This is a genomic window from Streptomyces sp. NPDC006384 (assembly GCF_042870695.1).
In the GTDB taxonomy this organism is placed as follows: Bacteria; Actinomycetota; Actinomycetes; order Streptomycetales; family Streptomycetaceae; genus Streptomyces.
Genome location: NZ_JBIAHR010000004.1, coordinates 318,598 through 332,395, shown reverse-complemented (window position 1 = coordinate 332,395; position 13,798 = coordinate 318,598). Strand labels below are relative to the sequence as shown.

Sequence of the window (13,798 nt, the reverse complement as noted above, 5' to 3'; positions counted from 1 at the left end):
GTCGTTCCGCCACGACCCCGCCACAGCTCGGTCATGTCCGCGCCAAGGTGACGTCGTCCCGGGCGATTCGAATGCCCCTTGCACCTACCGCAAGGGGAGAAACGGATGACACCCGCGAACCACCAGGCCCCCGGCCGCGCCCAGGCCCCCCGGCCCGCACACGCCCCCGAACTCCGCGCCGCCGCCCGCCACCTGGGCCGCCGCCGCTTCCTGACGGTCACCGGCGCCGCCGCCGCGCTCGCCTTCTCCGTGAACCTGCCCACCGCCGGCACCGCGAGCGCCGCCGAACTCGACCCGGCGCAGCTCACCGGCGACCCCTTCACCCTCGGCGTCGCCTCCGGCGACCCGCTGCCCACCTCCGTCCTGCTGTGGACGCGTCTGGCCCCCGCGCCCTACCAGGCCGACAGCGGCATGCCCGCCAAACGCGTCGACGTCCGCTGGGAACTCGCCCTGGACGAACGGTTCCGCCGCGTCGTCAGACGGGGAACCGCCACCGCCCACCCCGAGTTCCATCACACCGTCCACGTCGAGGTCGGCCACCTCGCCCCCGGCCACGTCTACTACTACCGCTTCCGCGCCGGCCGCTTCGTCAGCCCCGTCGGCCGCACCCGCACCGCCCCCGCGACGCACAGCCGGACCGCGGACCTCACCTTCGGCCTGGTCTCCTGCCAGCGCTACGACCAGGGCTACTACACCGCGTACAAGCACCTCGCAGAGGAGGACGTGGACGTCGTCTTCCACCTCGGCGACTACCTGTACGAGTACGCCGTCAACGCCGTCGGCGGCTCCCGCGCCTACCCGGCCGGCACCCTGCCCGGCCACTTCAACCGCGAGACGGTGACCCTGGAGGACTACCGGCTGCGGTACGCCCTCTACAAGTCCGACCCCGACCTGCGGGCCGCGCACGCCGCGCACCCCTTCGTCGTCACCTGGGACGACCACGAGACCGAGAACAACTACGCGGACGGCACCCCGGAGAACAGCGTCCCGCCCGAGGAGTTCCTGCTGCGCCGGGCCGCCGCCTACCGGGCGTACTGGGAGAACATGCCGCTGCGCCGCCCGCAGCTGCCCGACGGGCCGGACCTGCGGCTGTACCGGCGTCTGCACTGGGGCCGGCTCGCCCAGTTCGACGTGCTCGACACCCGCCAGTACCGTTCCGACCAGGCCTACGGCGACGGCTGGCAGTTCCCCGGCCCCGAGTCCGAGGACCCGAGCCGCACCATGACCGGAGCCGCCCAGGAGCGCTGGCTGATCAACGGCTGGCACCGCTCGAACGCGCTGTGGAACGTGGTGCCCCAGCAGGTCACCTTCTCCCGGCGGTACAACTCCACCACGCTGCCGTCCAAGGTCTCCATGGACTCCTGGGACGGCTACCCGGCCTCCCGCGAACGGGTCCTGGCCGGCGCGCAGGCCGCCGGTGTCGAGAACCTGATGGTCCTCACCGGCGACGTGCACGTGCACTACGGCTTCGACATCAAGCGCGACTTCTCCGACCCGGACTCCCGCACCCTGGGCACGGAGATCGTCACCTCCTCCGTCACCAGCGGCGGCAACGGCTCCGCGAAGCCGTCCAACTGGGCCACCTACCTGGCCGCCAACCCGCACCTCAGGTTCTACAACGGGCTGCGCGGCTACACGACGGTGACGCTCGGCCGGAAGCTGGCGCGCGCCGACTTCAAGACGGTGTCCCACGTGACCACCGAGGGCGCGCCGCTCACGACCGCCGCCTCCTTCGTGACGGAGGTGGGGGAGCAGGGGCTCAAGCCGGCGTGACCTCACGGCCCGTGGCCGCCCCGCCGGTGACCGCCTCGCCCTCGCCCGGGGCCTCTCCCGGGTAGCGGACGCCGACGCGTTCCCGGATCGCGTCGAGCGTCCGCATCACGGCGAGCGTGCCGTCCAGCGGGACCAGCGGCGACTCGGTCTCACCGGCCCGCAGCGCGCGCATCACCTCACGGGCCTCGTGCCTGAGGCTGGCCCGGGGGCCGTCGGCGGGGTCGGCCGTGAACTCCTCGGGGTCGCGGCCGGCCCGGTGCAGCACGAAGCGCTCCGGGAAGAAGAAACCGTCGGGGACGTCGATGCGGCCCTCGGAGCCGGTGACCGCCGCGGAGTTGGGCGTACCGCCGGTGATGGAGCAGTGCACCGAGGCGAGGGCGCCGCCGTCGTAGGAGAGCACCGCGCCCGTCTGGAGGTCGACGCCCTCCGGGGAGAGCACCGCCCGCGCCGCCACGTCCGAGGGCTCACCGAGCAGCAGCTGCGCGAACGACACCGGGTACACGCCCAGGTCCAGCAGCGCGCCGCCGCCCTGGGCCGGGTCCCGCAGCCGGTGCGCCGGGGGGAAGGGGCCCGCCAGGCCGAAGTCCGCCTGGACGGTGCGGACTTCGCCGATCGCGCCGTCGTCGACCAGCGTCTTCAGGCGCCGCACCAGCGGATTGCAGTACATCCACATCGCCTCCATCAGGAAGCTGCCGTTCTCCCGGGCGAGGGCGACCAGTTCCTCCGCCTCGCGCACGTTCAGCGTGAACGGCTTCTCGCACAGCACGTTCCGGCCGGCCCGCAGGCACAGGCCGGCGGCGGCCCGGTGCGCGGCGTGCGGAGTGGCGACGTACACGACGTCGACGTCCTCGTCCAGCGCGAGCGTCTCCCAGTCGCCGTACGCCCGGGGTATCCCGAACCGCTCCGCGAACGCCTTCGCCGACGCCTCGGTCCGCGAGGCGACCGCCACGACCTCCGCGTCCGGCAGATCGACCAGATCCGCCGTGAACGTCGCCGCCATGCCGCCGGTCGCCAGAATCCCCCAGCGCACCTTCTGTTCGGCCACCGTGCCCCACCCTCGCTCACGTTCCGACAAGTCCGTACGAGCTGAGAGCATAGGTGGCGGATCAGTCGAAGAGGGAGGGGCACATGCCCGAACGCGGGCCGTCCATACCGCACGCGTCACCGTCGAACACCTCACATCCCCGCACCCCGGGGACGAAAGCCCCGGAAGCGAACACGCCGGAAACGAACACCCCGCGGGCGTACGCCTCAGAAACGAACACCCCGGAACCGAACACGCCGGGGACGAACGCGCCGGGGACGAACGCGCCGCGCGCGGCGGCCGGTTCGCCCGCGGAGCCGGCCTCCCCGGCGCTGCGCGCGACCCGTCGCGCCGGTCTGCTCGTCACGCTCGTCCTCGGCGGCCTGACCGCCACCCCGCCGCTGGCGATGGACATGTATCTGCCGGCGCTGCCGGAGGTCACCGATTCCCTGCACGCGTCGGCCGCCACCGTGCAGCTCACGCTCACCGCCTGCCTGGCCGGCATGGCCCTCGGCCAGATCGTCGTCGGTCCGATGAGCGACAAGTGGGGCCGCCGCCGGCCGCTGCTGGCCGGCCTCGCCGTCTACGTCGTCGCCACCGCCCTGTGCGCGCTGGCGCCCACCGTCGAACTGCTCGTCGCGTTCCGCCTGGCGCAGGGCCTCGCGGGCGCCGCCGCGATCGTCATCGCCCGGGCCGTCGTCCGCGACCTGTACGACGGCGTCGCCATGGCCCGCTTCTTCTCCACCCTCATGCTGATCTCCGGCGTCGCCCCGGTCGTCGCCCCGCTCATCGGCGGACAGATCCTGCGGGTCACGGACTGGCGGGGCGTCTTCGTCCTGCTCACCGTGGTCGGGGCGCTGCTCGGCGCGGTGGTGTGGGCGAAGCTTCCCGAGACGCTGCCGAAGGCCGAGCGGCACGCCGGCGGGGTCGGCGACACCCTCCGCGCGATGCGCGCACTCCTCGCCGACCGGGCCTTCACCGGGTACATGCTCGCCGGCGGTTTCGCCTTCGCCGCGCTGTTCGCCTACATCTCGGCGTCCCCGTTCGTCGTGCAGGAGATCTACGGCGCCTCTCCGCAGACCTTCAGCCTGCTCTTCGGCCTCAACTCGATCGGCCTCGTCGCGGTCGGGCAGATCAACGGCAAGATCCTCGTCGGACGGGTCGGCCTGGACCGGGTGCTGTGCGTCGGCCTCCTGATCGTCATCGCCGCCGCGGCCGCCCTGCTGCTGATGACCCTCGGCGTCTTCGGCGAGGTCGGGCTCGCGCCGGTCGCCGCCGCGCTGTTCGTGCTGATGTCCGCGATGGGCATCAGCCTGCCCAACACCCAGGCGCTCGCCCTGATGCGGGTCGAGCGGTCCGCCGGCTCCGCCTCCGCGCTGCTCGGCACGTCCTCCTTCCTCATCGGCGCCGTCGCCTCCCCGCTGGTCGGGATCGCGGGCGAGGACACCGCCCTGCCGATGGCGATCGTCCAGCTGGTGGCGGCGGTGGTGGCACTCGCCTGCTTCCTGGGCCTGTGCCGGACCCCGGCCCGGCGGGCCCGGCGCACGACCGCGGAGGGAGCGGAGAGCTGAGCACCCCCAGACTGCGCGGCGGCTCCCCGCGACGGGCCGGGCTCGACCCGGGGCGGCTGCGCCGGATCGTGGAGGACGTGCACGCCCTCACGGCCGGCGAGCGGCCCTGGGCCGCGGGCGCCGTCGTGGCCGTCGGGCGCGGACCCGTGCTCGCCGTCGAGGAGGCGGCGGGCTGGGCCGTGCGGTACGCCGCCTACGACCCGGACACCGACACGGGCGTGGAACTGCCCGCCGGGGAGCGCGTACCGGCGACCACCGGGACGCCCTTCGACCTGGCGTCGCTGACCAAGCTGTTCACCGCGGTCGCCGCCGTGCAGCAGATCGAACGGGGCACGCTCGGCATCGACGCGGAGGCCGGCGCCTGCCTGCCCGACTTCCGCGCCGCCGCCGCACACCACGTCACCGTGCGGCAACTGCTCACCCACACCTCCGGACTGCGGCCCGAACTCCCCCTGTACGACTGCGCCGACGACGCGGAACGGCTGGCGCGGCTGCGGGCGGAGCCGCCGGTCGGGGTGCCCGGCACGTACTGCTACTCCGACCTGAACATGCTGCTCCTCCAGCAGGTGCTGGAGCGCGTCACCGGCCGCCGCCTCGACGTCCTGGTGCGCGACGGGATCACCCGGCCGCTGGGCATGACGGCGACGCGCTTCGGGCCCTGCCCGGAGGCGGCGGCCACGGAGGACCAGCGGCGGCCGTGGGCCAAGGCGGACCGGGGGATGCTGCGGGGCGTCGTCCACGACGAGAACGCGTGGGCGCTGGGCGGGGTGGCCGGCCACGCGGGGCTGTTCTCGACCGGCCGGGACCTCGCGGTGTTCTGCCGGACACTGCTCGCGGGCGGCTCGTACGGGCAGGCGCGCATCCTCGGCCCCGACTTCGTGGACCTGCTCCTCGCCGGGCCGGGACTGGGCTTCGCCGTGGACCAGCCGTGGTTCATGGGCGAGCTGGCGGGGCGCGGGGCGGCCGGGCACACCGGCTTCACGGGCACGATGCTCGTCCTCGACCGCGCCACGGACACCTTCGCGGTCCTCCTCGCCAACACCGTCCACCCCCGCCGTCGCCCCCCGGACAACACCCCCCGAGCCACCCTGGCGACCCACCTGGCCCGAGCAGTCCACACCACCTAGTTACCGGCCTCTCCTCCCCCCAGCTGCGGGCAGTCGTGCCTCCCCCAGTGCCTGAACGGCCTGGGAGGTGCCCCCAGGGGTGGCACGGGTGGGCGCTGGGACCCCCCTCCGGGGGAGGCACCCGGCAACGCCGGGCTGCGCACCCACCCCGCCCGCCCCCATCCCGGGCACCCGCCAGTACCGGGCCACCCGCCCCGCCCTGCCCCGCCCCACCTCACCCCGCACTCACGCCAGGTGCCGGCCCCGCCTCGCCCGTAGAATCCCCGGGTGAACGCCCCCGCCACCCCCGCCGACCTCCTGCGCACCCGCCTCGCCACCCTGGTCGACGGCCTCCCGCCCCGCCAGGCCGCGCAGGCCGTCGAGCGGCTCATCGCCGCCTACCGCGGGGCCACCCCCACCGACGCCCCGATCCTCCGCGACCGCGCGGACGTCGTCGCGTACGCCGCCTACCGCATGCCGGCCACCTTCGCCGCCGTACGCTCCGCGCTCGCGGCGTTCGCGGACGCCGTGCCGGAGTGGACGCCCGCCGGCCACATCGACCTGGGCGGCGGCACCGGCGCCGCGACCTGGGCCGTCAACGACACCTGGGGCGGCAGCCGGCCCGTGACCGTGCTCGACTGGGCCGAGCCCGCCCTCGCCCTCGGCAAGGAGATCGCCGACGCCCACCCCGCCCTGCACGGCACCCGCTGGCAGCGCTCCCGCATCGGCGCGGCGCTCACCCTCGAGAACACCGACCTCGTCACCGTCTCCTACGTCCTCAACGAACTGACCGCCCCCGACCGCGCCGCCCTCGTCGACGCCGCCGCCGGCGCCGCCCGTGCCGTCGTGATCGTCGAGGCGGGCACCCCCGACGGCTACGCCCGGGTCATCGAGGCCCGCGACCGGCTGATCGCCGCCGGCTTCCACGTCGCCGCGCCCTGCCCGCACAGCGCCGCCTGCCCGATCGTGCCCGGCACGGACTGGTGCCACTTCTCGGCGCGGGTCAGCCGTTCCTCCCTGCACCGCCAGGTCAAGGGCGGCTCCCTCGCCTACGAGGACGAGAAGTTCAGCTACGTCGCCGCCGCCCGCTTCCCCGTCGCCCCCGCCGCCTCCCGCGTGATCCGGCGTCCGCAGATCCGCAAGGGGCAGGTCCTGCTCGACCTGTGCGAGACCGACGAGCAGCTGCGCCGCCGGACGGTCACCAAGCGCCACGGCGACCTGTACAAGGCGGCCCGCGACGCGGACTGGGGCGACGAGTGGCCCCCGGCGGCGCAGCCGTAGTCACGCCCCGTTCCCGCTGCCCCCTTCCCGTTTCCCCTGCCTCTCCTGCCTCTCCTGGAGCCGGCGCAGCAGCTCCCGCTTCTGAGCACGCGCGTCCGGCGCGCCGCCGGTCCGGCCGCCGCGGCCGCCGCCGCGCAGCGCCTCGCGGCCCAGGGTGCGGCGCGTGCCGCCGACTCCCAGCATGTTTCCCGCTCCGCCTCGGGACATCGGGTGCTCCCTTCCCTCCACACACATAGACGAGACGGTTCGTCTCGCATCTCTCCGCACCACTGTCCGGCGAGACGCATCGTCTTGTCAACCTGTTAGATTCGAAGCCATGGCCAGCCAGAGAACACCCCAGGTCCCGAGCCCGCCCCCGGGCAGGCCGCAGCCGGACGTCACGCGCCGCAGCGCCCGCTCCCGCCGGGCCATCTACGACGCCGCCCTCGCCCTCGTCGCCGAGGTCGGCTACCCCCGGACCACCATCGAGGGCATCGCCGCCCGCGCCGGCGTCGGCAAGCAGACGATCTACCGCTGGTGGGCCTCCAAGGCCGACGTCCTGCTGGAGGCCTTCCTCGACCTCGGCGAACAGGCCGCGCAGGCCGCCGGACAGGGCACCGAGACGTACGCCATCCCGGACAGCGGCGATCTCGCCGCCGACCTCAAGGCCGTACTGCGCGCCACCGTCGACGAGCTCACCGACCCGAAGTACGAGGCGCCCTCGCGCGCGCTCGCCGCGGAGGGCGTCGTCAACGAGCAGCTCGGCCGGGAGTTCGTCGCCAAGCTCCTGGAGCCGTCGCTCCAGCTCTACGTCGACCGCCTGCGCGCCGCCCAGGACGCCGGCCAGGTCCGGCCGGAGATCGACCCGCGCATCGCCCTGGAGCTCTTCGTCTCCCCGCTCGCCCAGCGCTGGCTGCAGCGCACGGCCCCGATCTCCTACGACTACACCGACACGCTCGTCGACTACGCCCTGTACGGCCTCGCTCCCCGCTGACCCTTCCCGCGGTCCCCTTCTCGCGGTCCCCTTCCCGCCGCCCCGTTCCCGCCGACCAGTGAGGTTTGTCCCTTCTCCGCCCCCGCGGACGCCGAAGGGTGGGAGCATGGGGCATGCTGGTGCGCACGACGGCGAGGCGAGGGGATAGATGAGCGCGGACTTCGGCGGCCGGAGCGGCCTGCGGGACAAACTCTCCCAGTGGTTGCGGGGAGGCCGCCCGAAGGAGGCCGCCGGTGACGGCGGCCGGGAGTCCCTGCTGCTCGCCGCCGCCGCCGCGGGACTGCCCCTGGCGCCCGCCGCGCACCCGGTCGGCTACCGCTGTTCCTGCGACCGCGTCGGCTGCCCCACTCCCGCCCGTCACCCGGTGTCCTTCGCCTGGCAGACCCAGTCCACCACCGACCGCGCGCAGGTCGAGCGCTGGGCCCGGCACCAGCCGGAGGCGAACTTCATCACCGCGACCGGCATGGTGCACGACGTCCTCGACGTGCCGCTGGAGGCCGGCCGCGAGACACTGCGGCGGCTGCTGGAGGCGGGCGTCGAGGTCGGCCCCGTCGCCGAGAGCGACGACGGCCGCATGCTGTTCTTCACCCTCACCCGCGGCACCCCCGAGCAGGAGGACGAGTGGTGGCCGTGCGAGCTGGACTGCCACCCCGAGACGATGGACGAGCACCCCGGCCTGCGCTGGCACTGCCGCGGCTCCTACGTCCTCGTACCGCCCGCCCGGCTGCCCGGCGAGGGCCAGACGGTGCACTGGGTGCGCGGCCCCGAGCATCCGCTGCCCGACCCGCTGACCCTGCTGGAGACCCTCACCGACGCCTGCGCCCGGCACGCCGGCGAGGGCAGCGGCCACGCGGACACCGCCTGGCCCCTGCGCCACTGAGCCCGGCGCCACCGGCCCCGGCGCCGGTCCGCGGAGGGCGGCGCTACTCGCCCTTGGCCGAGGTCATCCCCTGCACCCGCCCGAGGACGGACACCTGACCGCTCCCCGCGGGATCGAGGGCGACCTCCGCGGAGACGAACTCCATCGTCAGGGACTGCTTGACGTCACCTTCCGTCAGCGCCTGCACGTCCTTGTTCGGCACGGGCACGGAGGTGCCCTGCGCGGCGGTCTGTTTCTCGAAGTGCCGGGTGGCGAAGAACACCATCGCCCCGCCGTCCTTCGTGCGCAGCGCCAGCGGCGCGTAGTCGCCGTCGGTCAGCGGCTCGTCGATGTACTGGGTGACCAGACCCGGCCGGACCGCCCGCTTCTCGCGCAGCTCACGCCAGGCGCTGGTGTGGGTCCCGTCCGCGAAGGTCTTCCCGCCGTCCTCGAGGTACGTCGCGTACTCCTTGCTCAGGCTCGCGGGCGGGACGGCCAGGCCGGCGGCGTCGGCGGGGACGGCCTCGGCCCAGCCGTCCTCGTCGGTCCTGAAGTCGGGCACCTTCCCCGGGGCGACCAGAGTCAGGTACGCCACCTCCCAGGTCTCCTCCAGACCGTTGCGGGTGAACACCAGCAGCCAGCGCGACGTACCGCCCTTGTTGGCCGCGGCGTCCGCGAGGAACCACCGCGGCCAGCCCGCCTTCTTCGGGATCGTGAACTTCGCGTCCGTCAGTTCCAGCGGCGTGTGCGACGGGTTGCCGCCCGGGTTGTTGACGCGGCCGGCCTTCAGCCGTGCCTGGTCGATGGCGGCGAGGGCGCCGGTGGTGTACTCGGCGTCCAGGGAGCCGTCGTAGGCCTTGTCGGCCTTGTTGTACGCGGCCGTGAACTGTTCGAGGGCCTTCGCGGCCTCTGCCCGGGTGGCCGCGGGGAGCACCTCGCGCTCGCCGTGCACCACGACGCAGCCGCTCGCCGTCAGCATCAAGGCGCAGACCGAGACGGCCGTCAGCGCGCTGCGGCCGAGCCTGCGGGGCCTACGAGGGCCGCGATCCCTGCTCATCAGCTTTCTTCACCTTCCCCTTCCCGGAGGCGAACCCTACCGGGACGGGCGACGGGCCGGGCGGGGGGACCGGGTACAGCGGCCGCACCGTGACATGGGGGACGGCCGGACCGGGCCGGACGCCGAACACGCCCTGGGCCGGGGCGCCTTGCCGCCCCGGCGGGCCGGCACCGCACTGGGCGCGGCGGCGGCCGGCGCGGGCGCGGTGTTCGCGACGCGCAGGCGCCGGGCGACGTCCGGCTGACCCACGGGTGGGGGCGGCCGGCCGCCCCCACCCTCCCCGGCGATGCTTGAATGCCCCGGTGACTGACTACGACGTACTGCGCGTCTTCTGCGCGCCGAACGGCGGATACGGCAACGAGCTCGGCGTCGTCCGGGACGGATCCGTCCTGCCCGAACGGGACGGACGGCAGGAGCTGGCCGCCAAACTCGGCTTCAGCGAGACCGTGTTCGTCGACGACCCCGAGCGCGGGGTGATCGACATCTACACGCCCACCCTGCGCCTGCCCTTCGCCGGCCACCCCTGCGTCGGCGCGGCCTGGCTGCTCGACGTGCCCGAACTCGTCACCCCGGCAGGGGTGGTGGGCGCCCGGCAGGACGGCGAGTTCAGCTGGATCGAGGCCCGCCCCGAGTGGGCCCCGCCGCGCACGCTGCGTCAGTACCCGTCCCCTGCCGAGGTGGACGACCTGGTGGTGCCGCCACCGGGGGAGTGGATCTATGCCTGGGCCTGGGAGGACGAGCCCGCGGGGCGTGTCCGGGCGCGCGGCTTCCCCGGACGGGACGACGGCATCGAGGAGGACGAGGCGACCGGGGCCGCGGCGCTGCTGCTGACCCAGCGGCTGGGCCGCGCCCTCAACATCACGCAGGGGGCCGGTTCGCAGATCCTGACGGCGCCGCAGCCGGAGGGATGGATCGAGATCGGCGGCCGGGTGAACCTGGAGCGCTGACGGCCGCAGTCCGGCGCCACGCTCCGCCGTCGGCCCGGCCCGGCGCGCCTCTACGCGATCATGTCGGCAGCAGGGGGACTCCCCGCACCCGATGCACCCGATGTCGCCAGGAGGAATGCCGTCATGGCGTGGATCGTGCTGATCCTGTCCGGAATCATGGAAACCGTCTGGGCCGCCGCCCTGGACGCCTCCCACAACCTCACCCGGCTGCGGCCCGCCCTCCTGTTCGTGGGCGCCCTGGTGCTCAGCATGGCGGGCCTGTCCTACGCCATGCGCGCCATCCCCATCGGCACGTCCTATGCCATCTGGGTCGGCATCGGGGCCGTCGGCACCGCCGTGTACGGCATGGTCGCCCACCACGACCCCGCCACCGCCGGCCGTCTGATCTGCCTCGCGCTCATCGTCGGCGGCGTCGTCGGCCTGAAGTTCATGCACTGAACCGGCGGACCGCTGAACCGGCGGACCGGCGCCGCCGAAACCGCCCGGCCCGCCCGGCGGTCGTCACGCCGAGAGCGGGAACTCCTCGCCCAGGGCCCGGAAGACCGCCGTGTTCAGGGCGAAGGCCCGCCGGCACTCGGCGACGATCCGCTGCTTCTCCAGGTCGTCGGCGCGGATGCCGTCCAGCAGTTCGCGGTACTCCCGCTTGAACGCGGCCGGGTTGGTGATCTCCTCGAAGACGTAGAAGCGGACCCCGTCGCCCTTCTTCGCGAAGCCCCAGGCCCGCTCCGCCCGGTCGCGGATGATCTGCCCGCCGGACAGGTCGCCGAGGTAGCGCGTGTAGTGGTGCGCCACGTAACCCGCCGGCCACCGCTCGGCGCACTCGCGGACCCGGGCCGCGTACTCCTCGGTCGCGGGCAGGGCGGCCAGACCCGTCCGCCAGCCGGGACCGCGCAGGTGCTCCAGGTCCCGCTCCAGCGAGGGCAGCCGCATCAGCTCCGCACGCACGAAGGGCCCCGCCACCGGGTCCGACGCCAGCCGCCCGGCGGGGGCCTCCAGCGCCGCGTAGACGAACCACAGCTGCTCCGTGTAGCGCGCGTACGCCTCGACGCCGAGCCGGCCGCCGAGCAGATCGCTCATGAACGTGGAGCTCTCCGCCTCCGTGTGCTGCTCGTGGGAGGCCGTGCGGATGAGGGCTGAGAAGGAGGTCATGGGACAGATCATGCTTGGTTAGGTTTACCTAAGTCAATGGTTTGCCGACGGCTCGTCGGTAAAGTTTCCGACAGCTCGTCGGCAAGGGGGCGGCTGCGGGGAACGCGAAGAGCCCGCCCTCCGTGGGGAGGGCGGGCTCTTCGGGGAGGGACGGGTCAGGGCAGGGTGAGGATCTCCGCGCCCGTGTCCGTCACCACCAGGGTGTGCTCGAACTGGGCGGTCCGCTTGCGGTCCCTCGTCACGACGGTCCAGCCGTCGTCCCACATGTCGTACTCGTGCGTGCCGAGCGTCAGCATCGGCTCGATCGTGAAGGTCATCCCGGGCCGGATGACGGTCGTCGCGTGCGGGCTGTCGTAGTGCGGGACGATCAGGCCGGAGTGGAACGACGAGTTGATGCCGTGCCCGGTGAAGTCCCGCACCACGCCGTACCCGAAGCGCTTGGCGTACGACTCGATGACCCGGCCGATGACGTTGATCTGCCGGCCCGGCCTGACCGCCTTGATCGCGCGGTTCAGCGACTCCCGGGTCCGCTCGACCAGCAGCCGGCTCTCCTCGTCCACCTCGCCGACCAGGTAGGTCGCGTTGTTGTCGCCGTGCACGCCGCCGATGTACGCCGTCACGTCCAGGTTGACGATGTCCCCGTCGCGCAGCACCGTCGAGTCGGGGATGCCGTGGCAGATCACCTCGTTGACCGACGTGCACAGCGACTTGGGGAAGCCGCGGTAGCCGAGCGTCGAGGGGTAGGCGCCGTGGTCGCACATGTACTCGTGCGCCACCCGGTCCAGCTCGTCCGTCGTCACGCCGGGCGCGATCAGCTTCGCGGCCTCGGCCATCGCCCGCGCCGCGATCCGCCCCGCCACGCGCATCGCCTCGATCGTCTCCGGCGTCTGCACCTCCGGCCCGGTGTACGGCGCCGGCGCGGGTTTGCCGACGTACTCGGGCCGGCGGATGTTGCCGGGTACGGAACGGGTGGGAGACAGCTCCCCTGGGACGAGCAGCGACTGGCCAGACATGCCGCGAGTCTAACCAGCGGGCACGGGGGAGGATGTCGGTGGCGAGAGGAGACGGTCATGGCCCTGTTCAAGAAGCGCACGGCCGGCAAGCCGGGCGAGTGGTACTACTGCCTGGAGCACGGCAAGGTCGAGGAGGGCCCGGAGTGCCCGGCCAAGGACCGTTTCGGGCCGTACGCGTCCCGGGCGGAGGCCGAGCAGGCGATGCAGACGGCGCGCGAACGCAACCTGCAGTGGGAGAACGACCCCAAGTGGCACGACGCCCCGGCCGACGACCCGTCCGGCCGCCCGGCCGAGGACTGACAGGGCCGGCCGGGACCGATGGGACCGGCCGGCTCACCAGCGCGGTGGCGGCGGGGCCGTCAGATGGTCGGCCAGGCGGGACAGGCGGTCCCGGAAGCGGCGGCGGCCCCGGGGCGGCGGCACCGCGTTCTCCCCGGCCGCCGCGCTGACCAGGTGCTGCACCGTGTCCAGGTCCAGCTCGGCACCGTCCGGCACGGTCAGCGCCTCGTGCGCCATCGCCGTCAGCTCCCGCTCACCGCCGCCCAGCGCGAGCACCGTCGCGCCGGCCCGGCGGGCGTCGTGCACCCGCTCCAGCAGCGGGGCGCCGGGCTCGTCGGGCGCCACCACCAGCAGCGTCTCCCCGCGCCGGGCCGCCGCCAGCCGGCCCAGCCCGACCGCCAGATGCGCCGGATCCGTCGGACGCGCACCGTGCCGCACCAGGGTCGGCGCCAGCTCCGGCGTCCCCGACCAGGCGGCCTCGTCCACCAGATGCGCGGCCAGATGCCACGGCTCGTACCCGGCCGTGCCCACCAGCAGCAGCCCGCCCCCGTGCGGCACCACCGACCCCCGCAGCGCCCCCGCGAAGCGCCGGGTGGCCTCCAGCCACTCCGTCCCGGCGAGCACGTCCCGCAGCAGCGCGACCCGTACGGCGTCCATGCGCCCGCATCCTGCCGCAAACCGGTCCGCCCGGCCCGCGGTTCGCCCTGATTTCCCCCGACCCGGGGACAGCGCCCAGCCCCGGATCACCCCGGGCCGGGGACGGTGT

At 74.0% G+C, this 13,798-nt stretch carries 16 protein-coding genes; 10 read left to right on the top strand and 6 right to left on the bottom strand.

The genetic code is table 11. The features are described 5' to 3' along the window. Positions 1 to 105: 105 nt before the first annotated feature. Positions 106 to 1,773, top strand: a complete 1,668-nt coding sequence (locus tag ACFYOJ_RS07505) for an alkaline phosphatase D family protein (protein ID WP_356555517.1) — start codon at positions 106 to 108, stop codon at positions 1,771 to 1,773. Here the strand turns inward: ACFYOJ_RS07505 and ACFYOJ_RS07500 are convergent. Continuing rightward, positions 1,760 to 2,818 (bottom strand): Gfo/Idh/MocA family oxidoreductase, encoded by a 1,059-nt coding sequence (locus ACFYOJ_RS07500; protein ID WP_356555515.1) that lies wholly within the window; start codon positions 2,816 to 2,818, stop codon positions 1,760 to 1,762. The genes ACFYOJ_RS07505 and ACFYOJ_RS07500 overlap by 14 nt on opposite strands. An 83-nt stretch (positions 2,819 to 2,901) precedes the next feature. On the opposite strand from ACFYOJ_RS07500, the gene ACFYOJ_RS07495 reads away from it, so the two are divergent. The 3 genes from ACFYOJ_RS07495 to ACFYOJ_RS07485 all read left to right on the top strand — a co-directional run bounded on the left by ACFYOJ_RS07495 (position 2,902) and on the right by ACFYOJ_RS07485 (position 6,755). Continuing rightward, complete coding sequence (locus ACFYOJ_RS07495; protein WP_356555514.1) at positions 2,902 to 4,368, top strand: Bcr/CflA family efflux MFS transporter; 1,467 nt, start codon at positions 2,902 to 2,904, stop codon at positions 4,366 to 4,368. Continuing rightward, positions 4,311 to 5,495 carry a serine hydrolase domain-containing protein gene (locus ACFYOJ_RS07490; RefSeq protein ID WP_356555513.1) on the top strand — a complete coding sequence of 395 codons (1,185 nt, stop codon included), beginning with the start codon at positions 4,311 to 4,313 and terminating at the stop codon, positions 5,493 to 5,495. Before ACFYOJ_RS07495 ends, ACFYOJ_RS07490 begins: the two co-directional genes overlap by 58 nt. Before the next feature lie 267 nt (positions 5,496 to 5,762). Next, positions 5,763 to 6,755 carry a small ribosomal subunit Rsm22 family protein gene (locus ACFYOJ_RS07485; RefSeq protein WP_356555512.1) on the top strand — a complete coding sequence of 331 codons (993 nt, stop codon included), beginning with the start codon at positions 5,763 to 5,765 and terminating at the stop codon, positions 6,753 to 6,755. On the opposite strand, the gene ACFYOJ_RS07480 is transcribed toward ACFYOJ_RS07485, so the two are convergent. Then, positions 6,756 to 6,938 carry a DUF6243 family protein gene (locus ACFYOJ_RS07480; RefSeq protein ID WP_388596293.1) on the bottom strand — a complete coding sequence of 61 codons (183 nt, stop codon included), beginning with the start codon at positions 6,936 to 6,938 and terminating at the stop codon, positions 6,756 to 6,758. It abuts the gene before it with no gap. Positions 6,939 to 7,071: 133 nt separating this feature from the next. Between ACFYOJ_RS07480 and ACFYOJ_RS07475 the strand changes: the two genes are divergently transcribed. Further along, on the top strand, positions 7,072 to 7,728 hold the full coding sequence (locus ACFYOJ_RS07475) for a TetR/AcrR family transcriptional regulator (RefSeq protein WP_356555509.1): 657 nt from the start codon (positions 7,072 to 7,074) through the stop codon (positions 7,726 to 7,728). 148 nt (positions 7,729 to 7,876) lie between these two features. After that, complete coding sequence (locus ACFYOJ_RS07470) at positions 7,877 to 8,608, top strand: bifunctional DNA primase/polymerase (RefSeq protein WP_356555507.1); 732 nt, start codon at positions 7,877 to 7,879, stop codon at positions 8,606 to 8,608. A gap of 43 nt (positions 8,609 to 8,651) precedes the next feature. Here ACFYOJ_RS07470 and ACFYOJ_RS07465 read toward each other — a convergent pair whose 3' ends face one another. Then, positions 8,652 to 9,644 carry a hypothetical protein gene (locus ACFYOJ_RS07465; protein ID WP_356555505.1) on the bottom strand — a complete coding sequence of 331 codons (993 nt, stop codon included), beginning with the start codon at positions 9,642 to 9,644 and terminating at the stop codon, positions 8,652 to 8,654. A gap of 94 nt (positions 9,645 to 9,738) precedes the next feature. Here ACFYOJ_RS07465 and ACFYOJ_RS07460 point away from each other — a divergent pair, with 94 nt between their 5' ends. From ACFYOJ_RS07460 to ACFYOJ_RS07450, 3 genes are all read left to right on the top strand, one after another. Continuing rightward, a complete protein-coding gene (locus tag ACFYOJ_RS07460) occupies positions 9,739 to 9,888 on the top strand; it encodes a hypothetical protein (protein ID WP_356555504.1) in 150 nt (49 codons plus the stop codon). A gap of 58 nt (positions 9,889 to 9,946) precedes the next feature. Next, positions 9,947 to 10,591 (top strand): PhzF family phenazine biosynthesis protein, encoded by a 645-nt coding sequence (locus tag ACFYOJ_RS07455; RefSeq protein WP_356555503.1) that lies wholly within the window; start codon positions 9,947 to 9,949, stop codon positions 10,589 to 10,591. Between the two features lie 123 nt (positions 10,592 to 10,714). After that, on the top strand, positions 10,715 to 11,029 hold the full coding sequence (locus ACFYOJ_RS07450) for an SMR family transporter (protein ID WP_356555501.1): 315 nt from the start codon (positions 10,715 to 10,717) through the stop codon (positions 11,027 to 11,029). A 63-nt stretch (positions 11,030 to 11,092) separates the two neighbouring features. Here the strand turns inward: ACFYOJ_RS07450 and ACFYOJ_RS07445 are convergent, their stop codons facing one another. Both ACFYOJ_RS07445 and map read right to left on the bottom strand, forming a co-directional pair. Next, entirely contained in the window at positions 11,093 to 11,740 is a 648-nt protein-coding gene (locus ACFYOJ_RS07445) for a biliverdin-producing heme oxygenase (RefSeq protein ID WP_356555499.1), read from the bottom strand. A gap of 155 nt (positions 11,741 to 11,895) precedes the next feature. After that, a complete protein-coding gene (map, locus tag ACFYOJ_RS07440; RefSeq protein ID WP_356555497.1) occupies positions 11,896 to 12,753 on the bottom strand; it encodes a type I methionyl aminopeptidase in 858 nt (285 codons plus the stop codon). 57 nt (positions 12,754 to 12,810) lie between these two features. Between map and ACFYOJ_RS07435 the strand changes: the two genes are divergently transcribed. After that, complete coding sequence (locus ACFYOJ_RS07435) at positions 12,811 to 13,053, top strand: hypothetical protein (RefSeq protein ID WP_356555495.1); 243 nt, start codon at positions 12,811 to 12,813, stop codon at positions 13,051 to 13,053. A gap of 33 nt (positions 13,054 to 13,086) precedes the next feature. Here ACFYOJ_RS07435 and ACFYOJ_RS07430 read toward each other — a convergent pair whose 3' ends face one another. Continuing rightward, positions 13,087 to 13,689: a hypothetical protein gene (locus ACFYOJ_RS07430; protein WP_356555493.1), complete on the bottom strand. Its 603-nt coding sequence runs from the start codon at positions 13,687 to 13,689 to the stop codon at positions 13,087 to 13,089. Positions 13,690 to 13,798 lie beyond the last annotated feature (109 nt).